This window comes from Lactococcus ileimucosae, from assembly GCF_943193185.1.
GTDB classification, from domain to species: domain Bacteria; phylum Bacillota; class Bacilli; order Lactobacillales; family Streptococcaceae; genus Lactococcus; species Lactococcus ileimucosae.
The window spans coordinates 20,307-41,414 of the sequence record NZ_CALPDE010000003.1 but is presented as its reverse complement, the minus strand read 5'-3'; the positions used below and the strand labels follow the sequence as shown (position 1 = coordinate 41,414).

Annotated in this window: 21 protein-coding genes and 1 tRNA gene; 15 read left to right on the top strand and 7 right to left on the bottom strand. The window is 40.3% G+C overall.

Features of this window, described 5'->3' with window-relative positions:
• Window positions 1–95 precede the first annotated feature (95 nt).
• The 6 genes from NFR51_RS02180 to NFR51_RS02155 all read left to right on the top strand — a co-directional run bounded on the left by NFR51_RS02180 (window position 96) and on the right by NFR51_RS02155 (window position 4,796).
• The gene (locus NFR51_RS02180; RefSeq protein ID WP_251712125.1) at window positions 96–1,598 is read left to right on the top strand and encodes a 6-phospho-beta-glucosidase; all 1,503 of its coding nucleotides are present in this window, start codon (window positions 96–98) and stop codon (window positions 1,596–1,598) included.
• Entirely contained in the window at window positions 1,598–3,034 is a 1,437-nt protein-coding gene (locus NFR51_RS02175) for a glycoside hydrolase family 1 protein (RefSeq protein ID WP_251712124.1), read from the top strand. The genes NFR51_RS02180 and NFR51_RS02175 overlap by 1 nt, the downstream gene beginning before the upstream one ends.
• 93 nt (window positions 3,035–3,127) lie before the next feature.
• Window positions 3,128–3,448 carry a PTS sugar transporter subunit IIB gene (locus tag NFR51_RS02170; RefSeq protein WP_251712123.1) on the top strand — a complete coding sequence of 107 codons (321 nt, stop codon included), beginning with the start codon at window positions 3,128–3,130 and terminating at the stop codon, window positions 3,446–3,448.
• Between the two features lie 34 nt (window positions 3,449–3,482).
• Window positions 3,483–3,809 carry a PTS lactose/cellobiose transporter subunit IIA gene (locus NFR51_RS02165; RefSeq protein ID WP_251712122.1) on the top strand — a complete coding sequence of 109 codons (327 nt, stop codon included), beginning with the start codon at window positions 3,483–3,485 and terminating at the stop codon, window positions 3,807–3,809.
• 336 nt (window positions 3,810–4,145) lie between these two features.
• A tRNA-Cys gene (locus NFR51_RS02160) sits at window positions 4,146–4,216 on the top strand.
• 478 nt (window positions 4,217–4,694) lie between these two features.
• On the top strand, window positions 4,695–4,796 hold the full coding sequence (locus NFR51_RS02155) for a type I toxin-antitoxin system Fst family toxin (RefSeq protein ID WP_202231214.1): 102 nt from the start codon (window positions 4,695–4,697) through the stop codon (window positions 4,794–4,796).
• 307 nt (window positions 4,797–5,103) lie between these two features.
• Here the strand turns inward: NFR51_RS02155 and NFR51_RS02150 are convergent, their stop codons facing one another.
• A complete protein-coding gene (locus NFR51_RS02150; protein WP_251712121.1) occupies window positions 5,104–6,012 on the bottom strand; it encodes a polysaccharide deacetylase family protein in 909 nt (302 codons plus the stop codon).
• Window positions 6,013–6,391: 379 nt separating this feature from the next.
• Between NFR51_RS02150 and NFR51_RS02145 the strand changes: the two genes are divergently transcribed.
• Entirely contained in the window at window positions 6,392–8,044 is a 1,653-nt protein-coding gene (locus tag NFR51_RS02145) for a hypothetical protein (RefSeq protein ID WP_251712120.1), read from the top strand.
• Window positions 8,045–8,187: 143 nt separating this feature from the next.
• Here NFR51_RS02145 and NFR51_RS02140 read toward each other — a convergent pair whose 3' ends face one another.
• Both NFR51_RS02140 and NFR51_RS02135 read right to left on the bottom strand, forming a co-directional pair.
• Complete coding sequence (locus NFR51_RS02140; protein WP_251712119.1) at window positions 8,188–8,814, bottom strand: copper homeostasis protein CutC; 627 nt, start codon at window positions 8,812–8,814, stop codon at window positions 8,188–8,190.
• A gap of 253 nt (window positions 8,815–9,067) precedes the next feature.
• Entirely contained in the window at window positions 9,068–9,196 is a 129-nt protein-coding gene (locus tag NFR51_RS02135) for an NINE protein (RefSeq protein ID WP_251712118.1), read from the bottom strand.
• A 203-nt stretch (window positions 9,197–9,399) separates the two neighbouring features.
• On the opposite strand from NFR51_RS02135, the gene NFR51_RS02130 reads away from it, so the two are divergent.
• Window positions 9,400–10,221 (top strand): putative RNA methyltransferase, encoded by an 822-nt coding sequence (locus tag NFR51_RS02130; RefSeq protein ID WP_251712117.1) that lies wholly within the window; start codon window positions 9,400–9,402, stop codon window positions 10,219–10,221.
• Between the two features lie 67 nt (window positions 10,222–10,288).
• On the opposite strand, the gene NFR51_RS02125 is transcribed toward NFR51_RS02130, so the two are convergent.
• Window positions 10,289–10,567 (bottom strand): DUF3270 family protein, encoded by a 279-nt coding sequence (locus NFR51_RS02125; RefSeq protein ID WP_251712116.1) that lies wholly within the window; start codon window positions 10,565–10,567, stop codon window positions 10,289–10,291.
• Window positions 10,568–10,775: 208 nt separating this feature from the next.
• Here NFR51_RS02125 and NFR51_RS02120 point away from each other — a divergent pair, with 208 nt between their 5' ends.
• The 5 genes from NFR51_RS02120 (at window position 10,776) to NFR51_RS02100 (ending at window position 16,739) form a co-directional block, all read left to right on the top strand.
• On the top strand, window positions 10,776–11,699 hold the full coding sequence (locus tag NFR51_RS02120; RefSeq protein WP_251712115.1) for a peptidase U32 family protein: 924 nt from the start codon (window positions 10,776–10,778) through the stop codon (window positions 11,697–11,699).
• A gap of 87 nt (window positions 11,700–11,786) precedes the next feature.
• Window positions 11,787–13,076, top strand: coding sequence for a peptidase U32 family protein (locus tag NFR51_RS02115; RefSeq protein ID WP_251712114.1), 1,290 nt, complete (start codon window positions 11,787–11,789; stop codon window positions 13,074–13,076).
• 22 nt (window positions 13,077–13,098) lie between these two features.
• Window positions 13,099–13,974, top strand: coding sequence for an adenylyltransferase/cytidyltransferase family protein (locus tag NFR51_RS02110; protein ID WP_251712113.1), 876 nt, complete (start codon window positions 13,099–13,101; stop codon window positions 13,972–13,974).
• 141 nt (window positions 13,975–14,115) lie between these two features.
• The gene (galE, locus tag NFR51_RS02105; protein WP_251712112.1) at window positions 14,116–15,099 is read left to right on the top strand and encodes a UDP-glucose 4-epimerase GalE; all 984 of its coding nucleotides are present in this window, start codon (window positions 14,116–14,118) and stop codon (window positions 15,097–15,099) included.
• Between the two features lie 179 nt (window positions 15,100–15,278).
• The gene (locus NFR51_RS02100) at window positions 15,279–16,739 is read left to right on the top strand and encodes a basic amino acid/polyamine antiporter (protein ID WP_251712111.1); all 1,461 of its coding nucleotides are present in this window, start codon (window positions 15,279–15,281) and stop codon (window positions 16,737–16,739) included.
• A gap of 21 nt (window positions 16,740–16,760) precedes the next feature.
• On the opposite strand, the gene NFR51_RS02095 is transcribed toward NFR51_RS02100, so the two are convergent.
• Genes NFR51_RS02095 through NFR51_RS02085 form a run of 3 tightly spaced genes read right to left on the bottom strand, consistent with a single transcriptional unit; the run spans window position 16,761 to window position 18,413 of the window.
• Window positions 16,761–16,982: a MerR family transcriptional regulator gene (locus NFR51_RS02095; RefSeq protein WP_251712110.1), complete on the bottom strand. Its 222-nt coding sequence runs from the start codon at window positions 16,980–16,982 to the stop codon at window positions 16,761–16,763.
• On the bottom strand, window positions 16,939–18,048 hold the full coding sequence (gene recF, locus NFR51_RS02090) for a DNA replication/repair protein RecF (RefSeq protein WP_251712109.1): 1,110 nt from the start codon (window positions 18,046–18,048) through the stop codon (window positions 16,939–16,941). Before recF ends, NFR51_RS02095 begins: the two co-directional genes overlap by 44 nt.
• A gap of 2 nt (window positions 18,049–18,050) precedes the next feature.
• Window positions 18,051–18,413, bottom strand: a complete 363-nt coding sequence (locus NFR51_RS02085; protein ID WP_251712108.1) for an RNA-binding S4 domain-containing protein — start codon at window positions 18,411–18,413, stop codon at window positions 18,051–18,053.
• Between the two features lie 138 nt (window positions 18,414–18,551).
• Between NFR51_RS02085 and yfmF the strand changes: the two genes are divergently transcribed.
• Together yfmF and yfmH are read left to right on the top strand one after the other, a co-directional pair.
• Window positions 18,552–19,796: an EF-P 5-aminopentanol modification-associated protein YfmF gene (yfmF, locus tag NFR51_RS02080; protein WP_251712107.1), complete on the top strand. Its 1,245-nt coding sequence runs from the start codon at window positions 18,552–18,554 to the stop codon at window positions 19,794–19,796.
• The gene (gene yfmH, locus NFR51_RS02075) at window positions 19,777–21,060 is read left to right on the top strand and encodes an EF-P 5-aminopentanol modification-associated protein YfmH (RefSeq protein WP_251712106.1); all 1,284 of its coding nucleotides are present in this window, start codon (window positions 19,777–19,779) and stop codon (window positions 21,058–21,060) included. The genes yfmF and yfmH overlap by 20 nt, the downstream gene beginning before the upstream one ends.
• The last annotated feature ends 48 nt before the right edge of the window (window positions 21,061–21,108 follow it).

The following is a 21,108-nucleotide window of genomic DNA, read 5'->3' as shown; positions in this document are numbered from 1 at the left end:
TAGAGGGGAGCTAAGCGTTTAGAAAAGGGGAGGATTTTAAGAATGAAAAGAAACGCAGGTTCAAACCTTAGAATTAGAGAAAAGAGAGAGGAAAAATGACTTTAAGAAAAGATTTCTTATGGGGCGGCGCGGTGGCTGCTCATCAACTTGAAGGTGGTTGGAAGGCTGGTGGAAAAGGTGTTTCCGTTGCTGATGTCATGACTGCTGGGGCAAATGGGGTTGAGCGTCGGATTACCGATGGTGTCTTGCCCGGTGAAAATTATCCTAATCATGAGGCTATTGACTTCTATCATCGCTATAAGGATGATGTCAAACTTTTTGCTGAGTTGGGTGTCAATTGCTTCCGGACATCCATTGCTTGGACACGTATTTTCCCAAATGGTGATGAACAGGAACCAAATGAAGAAGGTCTACAATTTTATGATGATTTGTTTGATGAATGCTTGAAAAATGGTATTGAGCCAGTCATCACGCTGTCGCACTTTGAAATGCCTTATCATTTGGTTACGGAATATGGGGGCTGGCGTAATCGCCAATTGATAGACTTCTTCGTAAGATTTGCTGAAGTGGTAATGACGCGCTATAAAGATAAAGTCAAATACTGGATGACTTTTAACGAGATTAACAATCAAGCAAATTTTGACATGGATTTTGCCCCTTTTACTAACTCAGGACTTAAGTTTGTTGAAGGTGAAAATCGTGAAAAGATTATGTATCAGGCTGCACACTATGAGCTGGTCGCTTCAGCACGAGTTGTTGAGCTCGGCCACAAGATTAATCCTGATTTTCAAATAGGCTGTATGATTGCCATGTGTCCTATTTATCCTGCGACATGTAAACCAGAAGATATGATGGCGGCGCAGGTTGCGATGCAACGACGTTTGTGGTTTACTGATGTGCATGCGCGTGGACATTATCCAAGTTATATCCTCAAATACTTTGAACGCAAAGGCTTCGACTTGGATATAACAGCAGAAGATATTGAAAACCTCGCTAAAGGAGAAGTGGATTATATCGGTTTTAGTTATTATATGAGCTTTGCCATTAAAGATCAGGCTGAAAAGATTGACCCAAGTCTTAAACTGAACTATATGCCAAGTACGGCTGAAAAAACAGGGAATCAAGAGAATCTTGGAGCTCCAACATTTGATTACATTGAAAACCGAGATTTAGTAAAAAACCAATATGTCCAAGCATCAGAATGGGGCTGGCAAATTGATCCATTGGGCTTACGCTACAGTTTGAATTGGTTCAATGAACGTTATGAAAAACCACTCTTTATCGTTGAAAATGGTTTTGGAGCCGCGGATAAAGTAGAGGAAGATGGCAGCATTCACGATCCATATCGTGTGGAATACTTGAAGGCCCACATTGAAGCGATGAAGGAGGCTGTGGACTACGATGGCGTGGATTTGATAGGTTATACACCTTGGGGCTTTATCGACCTTGTTTCTGCTGGAACAGGTGAAATGAAGAAACGTTATGGCTTTATTTATGTGGATAAAGATAACGAAGGAAATGGAACTCTGGAACGCTCGAAAAAAGATTCTTTCGCTTGGTACAGTAAAGTTATCGCCACAAATGGAGAGGAACTATAATGGAACATAAAAAACTTAAAGCTTTCCCCAAAAACTTTTTATGGGGCTCTGCATCAGCGGCTTACCAAGTTGAGGGGGCACATGATGAAGAGGGTAAAGGCCTTTCTGTTTGGGATAAATTTGTCCGGATTCCGGGGAAAACATTTCAAGGAACAACTGGTGATATAGCTGTTGATCACTACCACCGCTATAAGGAAGACGTGGCACTTATGGCAGAAATGGGACTGAAATCTTACCGCTTCTCAATTGCTTGGACACGTATTTTTCCTGAGGGACGCGGAGAAATCAACAGAAAAGGTTTACAATTCTATGTGGACCTAGTGGATGAACTTCTTGCACATGATATCGAACCCGTGGTCACGCTTTATCACTGGGATCTGCCTCAGACTTTGGAAGATGAGTATCGGGGGTGGGAAAGCCGCCGAATCATTGAAGATTTTGTCAATTATGCTGAAACTTTATTTACAGCCTTCAAAGGGAAAGTAAAATATTGGGTTTCACTTAATGAGCAAAATATTTTTACTCAGCACGGTTGGATATTGGCGACACATCCACCGGGGAAAGTTGATATGAAGCTGTTTTATCAAGTCAATCACCATGCAAACTTGGCAAATGCAGCAGTCATCAATAAATTTCATGACATGGCAATGCCGGGAAAAATAGGTCCTTCCTTTGCCTATACACCGAACTATGCGATAGATGCAAATCCACTTAATGTTTTAGCTGCTGAAAATGCCGAAGAAATGCTTGCACACTTTTGGATGGATGTTTATTGTTATGGGGAATACCCCATAGCAGGTTTGAATTACCTTAAAGAAAATGACCTGATGTTTGAATCAGAAGCGCATGACTTTGAGTTATTAAAGTCTGCCCAACCCGATTTTTTAGGGATTAATTATTATCAAACTGCCGCAAATGCGTGGAATCCAAGAGAAGGTGGGGTAACTCTGGGTAAAATGAACACGACTGGTGTAAAGGGCTCTGGTGGTGAGCAAGGCATTCCAGGGTTGTATAAGCGCGTGACTAATCCATCTGTTGAGCGGACAAACTGGGATTGGGAAATAGACCCTGTAGGCTTGAGGATTGCATTGCGCCGTATCACTAGCCGTTATCGTATCCAAGTGATGATTACGGAAAATGGGCTTGGAGAATATGACAAGCTAGAATCTGGAAAAGTTCACGATACCTACCGTATCAACTATCTGGAAGCACATGTAAAAGCTATAAAAGAAGCAATGACAGACGGTGTTCAGGTTATCGGTTATCATACATGGTCTTATACAGATTTGTTAAGTTGGCTGAATGGCTATCAAAAACGGTATGGTTTCGTTTATGTTGACCAAGATGAGCGCATGGAAGGGAGTTTAAAACGAATTCCTAAAGATTCTTATTATTGGTATAAGAACTTAATTGAAAACAATGGCGATTTCCTATAAAGTACCTTGTGCTTCATTAGTGAGAGCACTTGCAAAATAGAAATGAAAGCGGTATACTTGAAACTATAAAAAGAAAAAAGGGGAAAAACTAATATGGCTGATAAAATAATCGCTTTGGCTTGTGCAGCGGGGATGTCCACATCTCTCTTGGTTTCAAAAATGCAAAAAGCAGCTGCAGATAAGGGAAAAGACTACGAAATTTTTGCAAAATCAACAGCGGATATTGACAATATGCTTGCTGCCAATCCTAAACCAGATGTCCTTCTTTTAGGACCTCAAGTAGGCTTCATGAAGGCAGAAGTACAAAAGAAAGCAGCAGCAGCAGATGTGCCGATGGATGTGATAAAAATGCAGGACTATGGCATGATGCGAGGGGATAAAGTCCTTGAAGCAGCAGAAGCACTGATGAAGTAAAACAGAGATAAAGATTAAGAAATAAGGGGATGTAATGAACGAAGAAAGAATGGAAATTGTGATGGGCATTATCATGCATGGTGGAAATGCTAAAGGTCTGGCCTTTCAAGCTATCCAACAAGCAAAAGAAGGGGATTTTGAAGCAGCAGAAAAGTCCCTTCAGGAGTCTAACCAGGAGTTGCTCCAAGCCCATGATGTTCAGACAGATATGTTGACAAAAGAAGCACAGGGGATTCATACAGAAATAGACCTCTATATGGTACATGCTCAAGATCATCTGATGAACGCAATTACCTTCAAAGACTTGGCTGGAGAAATCATCGGCCAAGAAAAACGTATCCAAGCGCTGGAAAAGCAGTAAAATAAGAGATAAAAACTTTGAGAAAAATAAACGGTCTGGGACAAAATCCCAAAAATGAAAAAGTACTCAAGCCTATACCTAAGAACGATGGGATTGAGTACTTTTTGTTTTTACATTTTGGCTAAAATTAAGCAAGGTTTTACATTTGTGCCAGTCTATTGACTTCTCTGAAGTACTAAGATTTTGCTCAAAAATTCATGATGTTCAAGAGAAGACGTATATTCGCCTTTAGCAAATACTTGTTAAAATGAAAGAATGAAACAGGAGTTTGGCATGGAAAAAGCCACAAAAGTTCTTGCTTTTACGTCTAGATTTCGATATAATGATTAATGTTGTGGCGGCATAGCCAAGTGGTAAGGCATGGCTCTGCAAAAGCTTGATCGTCGGTTCAAATCCGTCTGCCGCCTTTTTCAATACATTGTATTATAGTGTATTATATTAAAAACCGCTTAATAGAGCGGTTTTTGTGTTTTGAAAATCAAGTGAAATCATACATGCTCAAAAAATCATATAGGGTAATGTCTCTTGCAAATTGTGACTCGTTTTTAAGTTCGCCCTTTGCTTTATCAGCTGCTTCAATCGCATCAGCTTTGGTTCTAAAGCCAACTTTTGTGAGTGGTGGTTTATTTTCTTTTGCTCTTGAAATTGTAAATTCCCATGTTTTCCACGCTTTCTGAAACTTGCCATAATTGCGTTTAACTCCTTTTTCTTGTAAAACGGAGTACAAGAAAAGACACAATTGCCGTGTTGTTTCTGTATTTATTGTCTAAAGCCGCCCCATGTCGCAAAACTTGGGCGGCTTTTTTCTTTTTAACTCAGACTATGCTATAATAACTTTCGGCGCACCTTTTTGATGCAATCACGCCTTAGAAAGGAGGTGAGTTTATGCTCATTACAATATTCGTATCAGTTGTCGCTCCGATAGTGGTCGGAGTAGTCCTTGAGCTGGTCAAGGATTGGTTGAAAGACCGACGTAAGCGCCGTTAGTCCACTATTTCGCCCCTTTGCCAGAGGGGCGTTTTTTGCTGTTTGAAATTTGAAAAACAAAAAAACCGAGGAAATTTGCCAGTCCTCGGTTTAAGCGGTGAGCAATGCTCACTACAATATTCGTTGAAACCATTATATCATAACGACCGAGTTTGTCAAATTTTGTGAGTCGCCAAGGCTTAGCGCCTTAAATATACAGCTATATGACTTTACATGATTATGAAAACCGCTTAATAGAGCGGTTTTTGTGTTTTTGAAAAACTTTTTTTAGGACGAAATTAAGTCCGTTCTTCTGTGATAAGCTTAATCATTTTTCAATCGTGTTTTCTGTATTATAGACAGTGGACTGCTCAAGCATTTTTAACAGGTCATTGGGGGTTGTTGTATCTAACATTCTATAGCGAGGGAGCATAAGAAGTCCGTCACTTTCTTTAGCATCAGCTTCGACAGCGCCATTACGTCCAGGATCAAGAAAACCAAACCTATAGCCCAGTTTATCAGCAATATCCAGAGTATCTTGATTGTAGCCACCAGCTGGGTAACAGATCATATCAGTATTCTGGTTTAGCTCTTTGTCTAAATCTGATTTGGATTTCAAAAGTTCCTCTTGCTGTTGTTCGGCAGTTTGTAGACCTAAATCAAAGTGTTGGGCTGTATGACTTCCAAAATCTACTAGCCCACTTTCTTTCATCTCCTTGATTTGGTCCCATGTAAGGATCCCACCCTGTCCGTTATTCACATAGTCTGTAATAATAAATGAAGTGGCGTGCATGTTATATTTTTTTAATAATGGGAAAATTCTTGTGTACATTGTAACAGAACCATCGTCAAATGTGAGCCAGACCAGTTTGTTATCCAACTTTTCCTTTTTTGTAAGCAACTCCTGGGCTTCGGCAGCGCTGACAGTCTTGTAGTTGTTTTCTTTTAGGGCCTTTAGTTGATTTTCGAAAGCCACAATGTCTATATTATTAGAATCTTGAGGGAGCTCATCAGAATTTGAAGTAACATAATGATACATTAATATAGGCAAGTGATTTTCGTCTTTAGAAAGCAACACTTTCTTTTCAGAGGAATTTTTTGAAACAGTATTTTTTTCTTTTGAAGCAATATTTGCTACAGAGTTTTCAGCCTTTTTATCAGCTTGTTTTTGATTGAGGAAGACATACACAATCACGCCTATTATCAAAACCAAAAGTAGTAATAAAATTTTGGTCATACTTTTTTTCTTTCGGCGATCTTTCCTTTTCATATTCTTTCACTCCCTTTAATTATTTTATCTACACCTTATTTTAACAAATTTGCACGAATTAGAAAAACATGGAGTAGAGAGGGAAAGTGCTGAGCAAGAAAATGTCAGTGATGAACTTCACAGAGGAGGTTCTAACTTAGTAAGGTTTTTTAGGTTTAGCAGTTTCACATTTCCAGCAGAGAAGGCCAAGCACGCCCCAAAGCAAACCAAGCCCCTTTTCTCATCAAACACTCATTTCATTTGACCTTTTTTTTTTTTATACTATAGACTCAGAAAGTAAACGTAACATTAGAAATGTATATGTAATGAAAATCTAAAAGTACAAGTTACGTCAAAGGAGGAGTTTATGACACCAGAAAAGAAAAACCAGCGGCGGCTGCGCAACCTCGCGCTCCTGTCCCTCTTATTGCTCTTGGTAGGCGGCACCTTCGCCTTCCAAGCCTTCAACCAGCGGGCCATCAATGACCGGCTCCGGGAAAACATCCCCGGCGGCCGTGTCCACGACTACTACAACCGTGACACCGAAAACAAGGACGTCTTCGTGGAGAACTATGGCAATGTGCCCCTCATGGCCCGTATCCGCCTCTCCGAGTTCATGGAGAAACGCTCAGCAGGCGATACAGACTTCACCCCTATAGTAGGTGGCACCATCCGTGACCAAGTGAACACTTGGACGGTCATGCGTCCCTCAGAGACCAATCTCAACACCCGTGTAAGTGACTCAGCTGCCTTCAACACCTATGCCAACCTGACCTTTGGTTGGACCCGCTCAGGTCAAGATGCCCCATGGTTCATACCCACCTTCAATCGGGACAACCAAGACCTGATGACCGCCTCAGCAGGGCATGCCCGTGACTGGCTCACAAGTACAGCCACAGACGGTGTCACAGATGGAGCTACACATCCGGGAGACGGTACAGATGCCTACTGGTCCTCTGGCGACAGCTTTGACAACAGCGGACCAGTCTGGCCGGGCGAAGAAGTCAGCCATGATGCCGCTCAAAACCTGCAACAAGAACGTGCCCCAATGACAATCAGTCAGTGGGCAGCCCTGCCTAATAACCTGAAAGTCGGGAACTTCTGGGTGATCGACCACCAAACAGGCTGGGCTTACTGGGCGAACCAACTCCAAGCAGGGGAGACCACCTCTTACCTCTTGGATGCGGCTCAGATGACCGCAGCGGCAGATAACATCCCGGGAGAATATTATTACGGTATCTATGTGGATGGGCAACTGATCAGTCCTGACCGTATCAATGATTTCTTGGCTGCAGATCCAGACTATACGCATCATGATGACTTATCAGACTTCCTGACAGCCGTACAAAATGGTTCTATTGATAACAACTGGGGGAACCCGGGACCAGATGACAATGTCCAACCTAACCAAATCAACTTTAGCATCATGGCACCGGGGACCATCTTTACTATGGCTGGGGAGCAGTACCGTTATTTGGAGAATCAAGGTGGAGGGAATCATTTGATTATTCGGAATGAAGGTATTGCACACGTTTCCTGGATTGATCAGGAAGCACGTACCAATCAATGGTATGATGCCCTTGATACAACAGTTAGAGCTATGGTTCAGCCTGTAGTTATCCCCGGAACGGAGCCTGTTATGTTGGATACCGATGCTATATGGATGACTGGACACGGTACACGCTGGTTACCTACCAATATAGAAGATTTCCCAGAAGTTGCGAATGACGTGAGTCGAGTTGATACAAGTGGTAGTCCCCGTGCCTTTTCACTTTCTTTAGCAGATATAGTCCGTTTATCAGGTCCAGGGCGTGCTTTTACTAATCTAGAGAGTCGTGGAGAGGGTAATAAGTTTCATTGGTGGCTTCGTACGAGAGGTGGTATTGACTCAGATACTCTTGATCGTTGGTGGGCAATAACTGGGAGCTCGTCGAATCCTTTTGGTTCAGTTGGCGGATACCATTCCCCGCATCAGGCAGCTAGTCGATCCATCCGCCCAGCCATAATCGTTCATCAATAATAGAACACCCCTCCCCTCTACAAAGTGTTTTTCAGAAAACAAGATAAACTCTATACTAAAATGATATAAATCCTTTTATAGAGACATAGAGTACAGAAAAAAGCATGATTCTTCATATTAATGAGAAACATGCTTTTTATAGTTTATTCTGAAAGAATTTTTGTACCGTGTACGAAATTTGTTCCTGTCAAAGCTGCGTATTCTTCAAAGTTATCAACAGTTACACCACCACCGATAATAATCGTAATTTTACCTTGGGCATATTGCACCAGCTCTGCAATTTTAGCTGTATTGAGAGGTTTATCTAAGCTGTCACCGTGCATAAGGATTTTCTCTACGCCTGCTTCAACCAGAGTATCGATAGCTTCATACTGGTCTTCAATTTCATCAAAAGCCATGTGGAAAGTAACAGGAAGTCCTTGTGAAGCGACCATGAGCGTTTCGAGAGCTTCAGTATCAATCTTATTGTCTTCTGTTAAGGCGCCCCAAACTAGATTTTGAGCTCCTGCTTCAATAGCTTTTAGGATATCATTTTCCATGATTTTTAATTCATAAGAATTATAAACAAAATTTCCCCCACGTGGACGGATGATGACAGCTAAAGTAGTTTTTTGATCACCGATAAATTCAGCAGCTTGTTGAATCACACCGTAACTCGGAGTTGTTCCTCCAACAGCAAGGTTATCACAAAGTTCGATACGTTCAACCCCAGCAGCAACGGCACGAGGAATTTTAGTAAAGTTTTCGACACAAAGTTCACGAATAATCATATGCTTGATTTTTTCCTTTTCTGGCTTTTTATACATTATAGCAGAGCAGTTGCTTTTCATCAATCTATCATTTCTAGAAAAAAGCAGAAGTAAAAGTGGCTTGATACACTTACCCAGTATCATCGCGAATGATGTAGGGGGATGTACTCTTATAATGTTATCTAGAATATTTACCATTGATAAAAGTAATATCTTCAGAATCGCTATAGGTGCTGTATGCTTTAACAAGTGAGAAACCAGATACCCAGTGTCATCAGTTGCAGAGAAGCTTGAAAATCCCCATACCGATTTGCCCGCGCATAAAGCGATCAACACCAAAGTGTCCTACTAAAAAGTTTCCAATCCAGACAAAAATATGTTTGTTGATTCTTTTCTCATTCATAAAAAATTCTCCCCATTCTTTCAGAGTGTTGCGTACGCGGAATTTTATTTACGTTTATTTTGAAACAAGAGCTGTGCACCTTAGATTCTTAAAAGTATTATATATTACTCTGCCAATAAATAAAAAATTATCTAGTTACTGTCTTCAAACATATATTCGGAAACTTATTTGACCTTATTTATATGATAGTTTATAGTAGAAGCATGTTAAAAAAAATTGAAAAAGCTTATTTGTACTTGGAAAAAAATATCGAAAGCTTGCGTTGTCCTTTATGCCACGAAGCTTTTTCCTTAGAACCCTATGCGCTCCGTTGCAACAGAAATCATACTTTTAATTTGAATAAAAAAGGCTATGTGAACTTCTTGCAAACGAAGCCGGATACGGAACACTATACGAAAAAGATGTTTGAGCCGAGGCGCCGCTTGATTACTGCTGGAATGTACATGCCGGTATTGGAAGAAATTGAAAAACACCTGCAGGCAGGAAATCTTCTTGATGTTGGAACGGGTGAGGGGAAGTTTTTAGAGCTGCTGTCTTTTGAAGGAAATAAGTTTGGCTTTGATATTGCAAGAGATGGGATTGAGATGGCAACAGACTTGCCTTTTTCAGTCTTCCTCAGTTTAGCTGATTTGACGAATCTTCCTTTCGCAGATGCCTCCATGTCAACCGTATTAAATATCTTTACTCCTTCAAATTACGAGGAATTTAAACGCGTTTTAAAGAGTGAAGGGAAAATCATCAAAATTGTACCAGACAGGCTTTACTTGCAAGAGTTACGTGCCGTTTATGGCTTGCCTATAGATTATGACAACAGTGAAGTTATTCAGCGCTTTAAGCAGGAATACCCAGATGCTTTACAAAAAGAATTACATTACTGTTTTGAGTTGCCAGAAGAGCTGCATCTGGATTTTTTGGCAATGAGCCCCCTAGAATGGGCTGCTTCTTCTGAAGTAAAGGAGAAAGCGAGAGAAAACCCACCCACCCAAGCAACAATTCACGTCCAAGTTTTAATTGGAAAAAAATAAAAAACCTCGATTGAGGTTTTTGTACTGTTATGGCTTTAAGCCAGCCTTTATTAGGAACTAAAAAGCATTATTTTGTGATGAGGTAAACAAGTTTTTTAATCCCTTTTTTACAGAGAAGAAAAACGATAAACCCAAGGACAAGAGCAGCTGGAACAGCAACTAGACTACTTGTTACTGTGGTGAAAATGTAAATCATCATTGCCATGATAACTGAAAAACTAGCAACATTGAGAAAGAAAGTTAGCTCATGTACACGTTTATCAAGATGCGTTTGCTCGGAGTTCAGCTCATCATATGAATAATATTCCTGTTTTTCATAAAAATCGTTTAAATTTTTTAATTCCATATTTACTTCCTAAGTTTTCCCGATAATTAAGTTCTATATTACATGATAACAAATTATGCAAATGTTTGCAAGGTGATTTCGTAACAAATGTTACAATTCATTTGAGAAAAAAATAAAATACAGTAAAAATCATCTACTTCAGACCCTGTCAAAGTATGATATTTCTGATGAAAAGCAGCTTTGTTGCTTTTTTGTTATAATTGAGATTATGATTAAAATTACTACAACAGCCGAAAGTGTGGAGCAAGCCAAAGCTCTCCTTGAGGCCGGAACTGACAATCTTTATATTGGCGAAGCTGAGTTTGGTTTACGTTTACCCACGGCACTTAGCTATGAAGAAATACGAGAAGTTACTGCTTTGGCGCATGAGGCGGGAAAGACAGTTACTGTTGCGGTAAATGCCTTGATGCACGTGGATATGATGGCTAAAATCAAGCCCTTTTTAGACTTCTTGCAAGAGATTAGGGTAGACAAGATAGCGGTAGGAGATGCAGGTGTCATTTTTGTTCTTCAAAGAGACAAGTATGACTTACCCTTTGTTTATGATGCTTCAACGATGGTTACCTCAAGCCGTCAGGTAAATTTTTGGGCGGGGCAAGGGGCTATAGAAGCTGTTTTAGCCCGTGAACTTCCCAAGGCAGAACTTGAAGCGATGACGGGAAATCTAGAAGTACCGGGAGAAATTCTAGTCTACGGTGCGACGGTCATTCATCAAAGCAAGCGCCCTTTGATCCAGAATTACTATAATTTTATTAAGACAAAGGAAACTGGAAAAGACCGCGCGCGCAATCTTTTTGTCTCGGAGCCTAAAAAGGAGGATACCCATTACAGTATTTTTGAAGACAATCATGGGACACATATCTTTGCCAACGACGATCTTAATATGATGAGTGAACTGTCAAACTTGGTGAAAATGGGCTTTGACCACTGGAAACTTGACGGGATTTATACGCGTGGTGATGTTTTTGTTGAAGTAACAAAACGATTTATTGAGGCAAAAAAATGTATCGCAGCAGGAAAGTTTACAGCAGATAAAGCCTTTCAACTTGAAGAAGAAGTTCGAAAGCTGCATCCAGCTGGACGGACCTTATCCCATGGTTTCTATGATTTTGATCCGGATGAAATCAAATAAAAACGCGTTGTAAGTCAGTCTAAAAAATAAAAAAAGTTTTGGTCGGCAGACCTTATCAAAAATCTTATCTTGAAAATAGGAGAAAAAATGCAAAAAAATTATACAAGACCTGAGGTCCTTGCACCGGCAGGCACACTCGAAAAGCTTAAAGTCGCTATTGATTATGGTGCGGATGCTGTGTATATCGGCGGTCAAGCCTATGGTTTACGCTCACGTGCGGGAAATTTCACCTTCGAAGAAATGCGTGAGGGAGTTGAATATGCAGCGGCACACAATGCCAAAGTTTATGTCGCAGCAAACATGGTGACACATGAAGGAAATGAAGAAGGAGCAGGCGAGTGGTTCCGTACCCTGCGTGATTTGGGAATATCTGCGGTTATCGTTTCCGACCCCGCACTGATTGCCATCTGTGCAGCAGAGGCACCTGGTCTTCCTATCCATCTGTCCACCCAGTCTTCAGCAACGAACTATGAAACTTTAGAATTTTGGAAAGGTCTAGGTTTAGAGCGGGTTGTATTGGCGCGTGAGGTTTCTATGGAAGAATTGGCCGAAATCCGTAAACATACGACTGTTGAAATCGAAGCCTTTGTTCACGGTGCCATGTGTATTTCCTATAGTGGTCGCTGCGTTCTTTCGAACTATATGAGTATGCGAGATGCTAACCGCGGTGGATGTTCTCAGTCTTGCCGCTGGAAATATGATCTTTACGATATGCCTTTTGGCGGCGAACGTAAGTCCATCAAGGGAGAAATTCCTGAAGAATTCTCAATGTCGGCTGTTGACATGAGCATGATTGAACATATTCCAGATATGATTAAAAATGGTGTAAATTCCCTAAAGATTGAGGGACGTATGAAGTCTATTCATTATGTTTCTACGGTTTCTAACGTTTACAAAGCAGCTATTGATGCTTATCTTGAAAGTCCTGAAAAGTTTGAAGAAATCAAGCAGGATCTGATCGATGAACTTTGGAAGGTTGCACAACGTGAACTAGACACCGGCTTTTATTACGGCATTCCTGATGAAAACAAGCAACTCTTTGGCGCACGTCGCAAGATTCCAGAATACAAGTTTATCGGAGAAGTTGTGGCATACGATGCAGAGCGTAAAGTGGCGACGATTCGCCAGCGTAATGTGATTACAGAGGGGGATACGATTGAGTTTTATGGACCAGGTTTCCGTCATTCTGAAACCACAATCCAAAACTTACGTTTGGCAGAAACCGGTGAGCCAATTGATCGAGCACCAAATCCAATGACACTTTTGTACATTGATGTGGAAACCCCTGTGAAGCCTGGTGACATGATTCGCAAATCAGGTGCCGGCTTAATCAATCTCTATGAGAAATCAGGCGCAGCAAAGACTGTCCGCGCCTAAAAAAATAGAGTGAAGGCATGCAATGAGTGAAAAGAAAAAACTGGGTGTTTATTTTGGTACATTTGCTCCCCTGCATAAAGGACATCAGCAGCAAATATACAAGTGTGCGGCGCTTAATGATCAAGTGCTTTTGGTTGTATCAGGTTATGCAAAGGATAGAGGAGATAAGATTGGTTTACCTCTGGAGCAGCGCTATCGTTACTTGCAAGAAGCTTTTGCAGATGAGGCTGATATTTCTGTTGCAAAGTTGGATGAAACAGACTTGCCACCAATGCCTCAGGGCTGGGACGAGTGGTTTTCTCGCTTGCTGGAATTGCTAAAAGATTATGACAGTCAGAGGATTACCTTTTATGTAGGGGAGCCTGATTATGTGACAGAGTTGCAGGCTCGTTTTCCGAAAGACGAACGCGAGTACAGAGTAGAAATTGCAGACAGACAAGATGTCAAGATATCGGCAACAGAAATCCGTGAAGATCCTTTGCTGCATTGGCAGGATATAAATCCTGTTTTTCGCCGTCATTTTACTAAAATTGTTGGAGTTGTTGGAGGGAAGCAGAGTGGTAAGACAACCTTAGCTCGACGTTTAGCGCGCTCTTTTAACGATGCGCCTTTTGCAAAAGACATTGAAAAGGCTCTTGTTTCTTCGGGAAATCAGGGATTGGTCTTTATTGATAATAACTTAGCCCCAAACATGGACTTGGTTCTCCTCATTCCCTCAAATAAAGACGCCTCTCTTTTAAAAGAGATAGAGAAGCAAGGGTTGACAGATAAAATGGTATGTTTGGACGATAAGGAAACAGCTCGTGATACACATGCTTATCTCAGCCGTTACTATCATGCCATTGACGTGATTGGCCAATATACGGGCGTTAAAATTGAACATTTAAAATATGAGTAGAAAAAGGTAGACATCAGTATCTAGAGTCTAAGGAAATGCAGACATATGTATGTTGCTTTTATAAATGAATAAAGCTATACTTGTACTTAAATATTATTAATGAAAAACTTTGTGACTCAAAGTAATGGAGGATAAAATAAAATGACAGTCTTAGTGCTTGGAGGCGCAGGCTATGTGGGAAGCCATGCTGTTGATATGCTGCTGGCGCGTGGCTATGATGTTGCAGTGATAGACAATCTGGTGACAGGGCATCGTGAAGCAGTACCTGCAAAGGTTCGTTTCTATGAAGGAGATGTCCGCGATTATGACTTTTTGGCTGAGGTTTTCAAAAAAGAAGATAACATTGAAGGCTTGATGCATTTTTGCGCCTATTCATTAGTGGGGGAGTCGATGCAAAAACCGCTGATGTATTTTAATAACAATGTGGGGGGAGCACAGGTTATACTGGAAGCGATGGAAGAATTTGGAATCAAACACATCGTTTTCTCAAGTACAGCAGCAACTTTCGGTATACCAGAAGAAAGTCCAATTTCTGAAAAAACACCACAAAAACCGATAAATCCTTATGGTGAAAGCAAGCTCATCATGGAAAAAATGATGAAATGGCAATCTCAAGCAACAGATATGACCTATGTTGCCTTACGTTATTTCAATGTCGCAGGGGCAAAGGATGATGGGAGTATCGGTGAAGCGCATAAAAATGAGACACACCTGATTCCACTCATCTTACAGACAGCTTTAGGTCAGCGTGACTTTATCACGATTTACGGGGATGATTACAATACCCCTGATGGCACTTGTGTTCGTGATTATATCGATATGGAAGATTTGATCGAAGCGCACATTAAAGCCTTGGAATATCTAAAGTCTGGCGGAGCTTCTGACCAGTTTAATCTTGGTTCTTCTAAAGGTTACTCAAACCTCGAAGTTTTAGAAACAGCACGTCGTGTGACGGGCAAAGCAATCCCTGCAAAGATGGGGGAACGTCGCCCGGGTGATCCGGATATGCTCGTTGCAGACTCAACCAAGGCAGGTAAAATCTTAGACTGGCATGTAAAAAATGATTTGGAACACATTATTGAGAATGCTTGGAAATGGCATAGCTCTCATCCAAAAGGGTATTAAGAAAAGCAAAAGTAGCCTTAATAGAAAGGCTATTTTTTGCTTTTGAGAGAAAAAATAAAAAATGTAAAAATATAAACAAGGAGAGAAAATAAGCAGATAAAAGTTGCATGAAAATGCAAAAAATGTTATATTAAGGAAATGTTTTTGATGTAAATGAAAGTGAAATTATAGGGAAATAAATGGAAAATAAAAAAGGAATGGGACTAATAGCCCTGATATCCATCGTTGTGTCAAGTGCCATAGGTGGAGGGGTATTTAACCTTTCCAATGATTTGGCCAATGGAGCCACGGCTGGCGGTGTTATTGTCGCATGGTTCTTTGTAGGTTTGGGGCTTTTGACTCTTGTTTTAAGTTTAAACCATCTTATTATTAATAAACCAGAGCTCTCAGGAGTTTCTGACTATGCTCGGGAGGGTTTTGGGGATCTGGTTGGTTTTCTTTCTGGCTGGGGCTATTGGCTTTCCACTTGGCTTGGAAATATCGCTTTTGCAGTACTGATGATGATTTCCATGGATTATTTTTTTCCCGGAAAATTTGCAAATACGAATGGGAGCTTAACCATACTTGCAGTAGTTACAGTATCTGCTCTTTCCTGGCTTCTATCTTTACTTGTCAGCAAGGGTGTGGAGTCTGCAGCAGTTGTCAATGCTATCGTCCTTGTGTGTAAACTAATACCGATTTTTGTCTTTATGATTGCCGGTATTCTGATGTTTAAGCTAGGCATCTTCACGACAGAGTTTTGGAACAATGTTTCTGAAAATGCTCAAGGTATGATTCAAATACAGGGTGCTATGACAGCAGGCGGTTTACTTGAACAAGTCAAAAGTTCGCTTATAGTCATGATTTGGGTTTTTGTGGGTATAGAGGGTGCTGCAATGATGGGAGATCGCGCCAAGAAAAAATCTGATGCGGGCCGTGCAACCATTGTTGGACTTATCGTTTTACTTTTCATTTATATCTTACTTTCTCTGTTACCATTCGGTTATTATGAGCAAGCCGAGTTGGCTGCTATGAAAACACTGGGGATGGTTTATATTTTAAAAGATATGCTTGGTGATTTTGGTGGAGCTTTGATGGCAGTTGGTTTGGTCGTCTCGGTATTAGGGGCCTGGCTTTCATGGACCATGCTTCCAGTGGAGTCAACGACACAGCTGGCTAATCAAAAATTACTCCCAGAGTGGTTTGGCCGTTTGAACAAGTATAATGCACCGGCAAATTCGCTCTGGCTCACTCAAATTTTTGTTCAACTGTTTATCCTTGTCACTTTCTTTGTAGCCAATGCTTATAATGTCATGGTTTATCTCTGTACTGCCTGTATCATGATTTGCTATGCTTTAGTTGGTGCTTATATGATGAAGCATGGCTGGGAAGAAAAAAATATTAAAAATATGTGGATAGGCTTCATCGCTTTTGCTTTTCAAGCCTTAGCACTTTGGCTTTCTGGCTGGCAATATGTTTGGATGGGTTCTATTTTGTATGCCATCGGTTTTGTCTTTTATTATATGGCTAAGAAAGAAAATAAGAGCAAACTTTCTCATGTCGAAGTCCTGTCGATTCTTTTGATTATTATATTGTCAATTTTTGCAGTTATTGGTTTGGTGGGTAACCATTATGGTCTAAGAGAGTTGCTCGGCTTGTAAAAGATGCTAAAAAATTCGGAATCAAAGTTCCGAATTTTTTTGTTCTAATTTTGAGTAGTGGTCATTTTTGATGTGAACCAAAAGCCGAAGGTCTTCTTCTAATCTATCCTTTTGCTGGCGTAAAGCGCGTTCTTGCTCAACAAGAAGTGAAATTCTTTCCAGTAAAGTAGTGTCGCCCTCCTGAGATAGGGCTCTAAATTTATTGAGGCGCTCTGCTGTCAGTGGTGGCTCTTTCTTGTCCATGTTTTATAATTTCTCCTTGCTTCACATTGAAAATACTCAAGTTTTCAGGTAAATTTTTGAGATGATCAAGCGTTGTTGTAGTAATAAAAGTCTGTGTTTTTCCGAGACTTGTTTCTAAAAGATCTAACTGACGGTTATTGTCAAGTTCACTCATGACATCATCAAGCAAAAGGATAGGATATTCGCCTGTTTCCTCAAAGATTAAATCAATTTCGGCTAACTTGATTGATAAGGCTACTGTTCTTTGTTGCCCTTGACTCCCAAAGTCAGCAACATTGATGCCATTGACAAAAAAAGTGAGGTCGTCACGATGAGGGCCGACAGAAGTTTGATGGCGAAAAATATCCTTATCCCGTGCTTTTTCTAAATCATCAAGGAGAGATTCAGAGCTTATTTTATAGTTAATCTTTAGCTCTTCTAAACCGTGTGTAAGTTGATGATGAATTTTTTGAGCTAAGTTTTCTAGTTTAGAAATAAAACTGTGACGTTCCGCACTAATCTTTTGGCCATGTTCAGCCAGCTGGCTGTCGAGGACGTCTAGAAAAGTAGAATCAATCTGTTTGCGCTCTACTTTAAGATAGGCATTGCGTTCTTTCAAAGCACGGTTATAGCGTACAGAGTTATGAAGATAAACAGGACGAATTTGCCCAATCTCCATGTCAAGAAAGCGGCGACGAATGCTCGGTGCACCCTTGATGAGCTCTAAATCTTCGGGCGCAAACATAATAAGATTAAGTTGACCAATGTAGTCAGCCAAACGGTTCTCTTTGAGATGATTAACCTGAGCAGTACGTCCTTTGGGAGTCAAAGCAACTTCTAATGGCACATTGCTGTGTCCTTTATAAATCGTTCCGGAAACCTTCATTTCTTTCGCATCCCAGCGTATCAATTCACGGTCGTGATGCGTGCGATGGCTTCGGGTGAGGGCGAGAAAGTAGATGCTCTCTAAAATGTTAGTTTTCCCTTGAGCATTTTGCCCCAAAAAGATATTCAGATGAGGATGGAAGTCAAGGGAGAGATGAGTATAATTTCGAAAATTATAAAGCTGAATATTGTTAAGTTTCATGTTTATTTAGCGCCAGGAAATCTTGGCTTAGTGGCTTTCTTTGGTTTTTGGCTTTTGACCTGAGCGTTCATCTTTTTAACGAGGGCTTTGACACGTTCTTCCTCAGCCTTGTCTTCTTCATATGCAGCAACTTCCTCAGCAGAAGCTTGGACAAATTTGATGACGAGTCCAAATTCTGGAATTTCTAAAAGATCACCTGCACGGAGTTTTTTTCCTCGGCGATTCTCTGCTGTCTTGTTTAAGAAAATATTGCCCTCATTTTCAGTAAGAAAGAGCTTGGCTTGCCCTCCTGTATTGACGATAGCCAATTCTTTGATGACTTGCCCTAATGTAATATATTCTTCAAATAAAGTATAATTTTGCATAATACTATTTTAGCATAAAGAGTCTCAAAAATAGTGGAAATTTTGCTATAATAGAGATATTACAGCTCTTACTCTTTTAGCTTGAAATGTGTTTTTTCATCCTTTAAAAGTAAAAGGAGGAGTAGACAAAGGATAACTATGAAACTAGCCAACGGAGTAAATCTCCATGTTATAAGGGAAACAAAATTTAAAACAATACGTATCATGGTACGGTTACGTGAAGAACTTTCACGAGAAAATATTGCGAAACGCGTGATTATTTCTAACCTGTGGGAAACGACTAATGCAGCGTATCCAACGGCTCAAGCTTTTTCGAGTCGCTTGTCAGAGCTTTATGGCACTTCTTTTTCAACAGCAGTGAATAAAAAGGGCAGTCAACATCTTTTAAGTATCCATATGAGTCTTGTCAATCCTAAGTTTGTTGATGTGGATACTTTGGCGGGTGCCGTTGATTTTATGCATAAAGCACTCTTTAGTCCAGATAAGAATGTTGCGGTCTTCCAACGTGAAAAGACGAATCTTATTAACTATCTTAAGGCAATGAACGAAGACCGTTCTTATTACGCGAGTCGTCAGTTGGCTACCCTTTTTTTTACTGATGAAAACCAATCCCTTCCTGGTGTAGCTACTGTGGAACTTTTAGAAAATGAAACAGCAGAGGCTGTCTTTAATTACTACGCAGAGATGCTCAATCACAACCTTATTGATATTTTTGTTCTAGGTGATGTGGAAAAAACTGAAGTTGTGCGCTTGTTCCAGACCTTTGACTTCAAGGATCGTCAAGGCCATTCCGATATTTTTTACAAGCAAGAAATCAAAGATTATCAGGAAAAAATTGAAGATAAAGAGGTGCAACAGTCTATTTTACAAATGGCCTTTGCACAACCAGCGACTTATGGTAGTTCGGACTATATGACCTTACAAGTAATGAACGGTCTTTTTGGCGGCTTTGCTCATTCTAAGTTATTTATGAATGTCCGTGAAAAGGCAGGTTTGGCTTACTATGCGAGTTCAGCATTTGACAGTTTTACGGGGGTGTTAAGGGTCAATGCTGGGATTGATGCAGGAAATTATCAGCAAGCTCGTGCGCTTATTTTAGAGCAACTTCAGGCTATGCGCTCTGGAGACTTTACAGCACAAGAAGTTGAGCAAACAAAGATAATGCTCAAAAATTCTTACTTCATGTCGCTCGATTCCTCTTCAAATCTGATTGAGCAAGCATTTATTCATGAAGTTTTACCTGAACTCTATATTGATGAAACAACCTTTTTAGCGGAACTGGAAGCTGTGACCAAGGAGGATATCATGCGCTTGGCGCAAAGCTTGACATTACAGGCCCAATATTTCATGAAAGGAGAAGTCCATGCAGAAGAAGATTTATGAAAAAACAGGAGAAATCCTCTATACTGATATTTTGACAAATGGATTGACTGTTTATTACCTGCCAAAGCCAGATTATAATCGAACATATGGACTTTTTACCACCAACTTTGGGTCGCTTGACACGTCATTTGTTCCCTTGGGGAGTCAAGAAATGAAGACTTTTCCGGAAGGAATTGCCCATTTCCTAGAACATAAACTTTTTGAAAAGGAGCAAGGAGATGTGATGGGCGAGTTTGGTGCCTATGGTGCCCAAACAAATGCATTTACTAGTTTTTCAAGGACTTCTTATCTTTTTTCTACACGTGAAAATATTTATGCGTGTGTCGCCTTGTTGCTTGACTTTGTTCAAAAGCCTTATTTTACAGAAGAAAATGTTGCTAAGGAGCAGGGAATTATCCAGCAAGAAATTCAGATGTATCAAGATGATAGCGATTGGCGCTTGTTTTCAGGACTTTTGGCTTCACTTTACCCTGATTCACCACTAGCAGACGATATTGCGGGAACGCCACAATCCATTAAAGAAATAACAGCAGAAGATCTCTACATAAATTATGAAACGTTCTACCATCCATCAAATATGAATCTCTTTTTAACAGGACCTTTTGATGTTGAACAGATGGCGAAGTTTGTGAGTGAAAATCAGGAGAAAAAATCTTTCGTTCAGACTGAAGCGATTCAGAGAAAGACAGTTGAGGGTAGTCATCCCATTCAAGGAAGAACCTTAAAATTTGAAGTTGCAATGCCTAAGCTGGCTCTTGGTTTTCGTGGAGAAGACCCTCTTCCAACTGATGCGCGTGAATTGTTAGAATATAAGCTTTCTAATCAGTTGCTTCTAGATATGCTTTTTGGCAAAACAAGTCACCGATACGAGGAGATGTACAATGCAGGCTTAGTGGATGATTCTTTTGGATATGGCTTTGACATGGACAAGAGTTTTCACTTTGCAAATATTACAGCAGATACTGAAAAACCAGAACAAGTAAGTAAAATTTTGCAGGAAGCTTTAAAAAGTTATAAAATAGATAAAGATTTTGAAAAAGAAAATCTGGAAATACTGAAGCGTGAGACATTAGGAGATTATTACAAATCCTTAAACTCTTTAGATTACATCGCCAATCAATTTTCTTCAAATATTTATGGCGACATTAACTTCTTTGATCTTCCGGAGATTTTGTCAGGATTGACCCTCGAAAAAATCAGCAGGCATGCTGAAAAATTTGTAGCAAATATGCAAACTGTAGATTTTATCATCTACCCCAAATAATACGAACAGTTATGAGTAAATCCATGTATTTTATAAATCTGAGAGGAG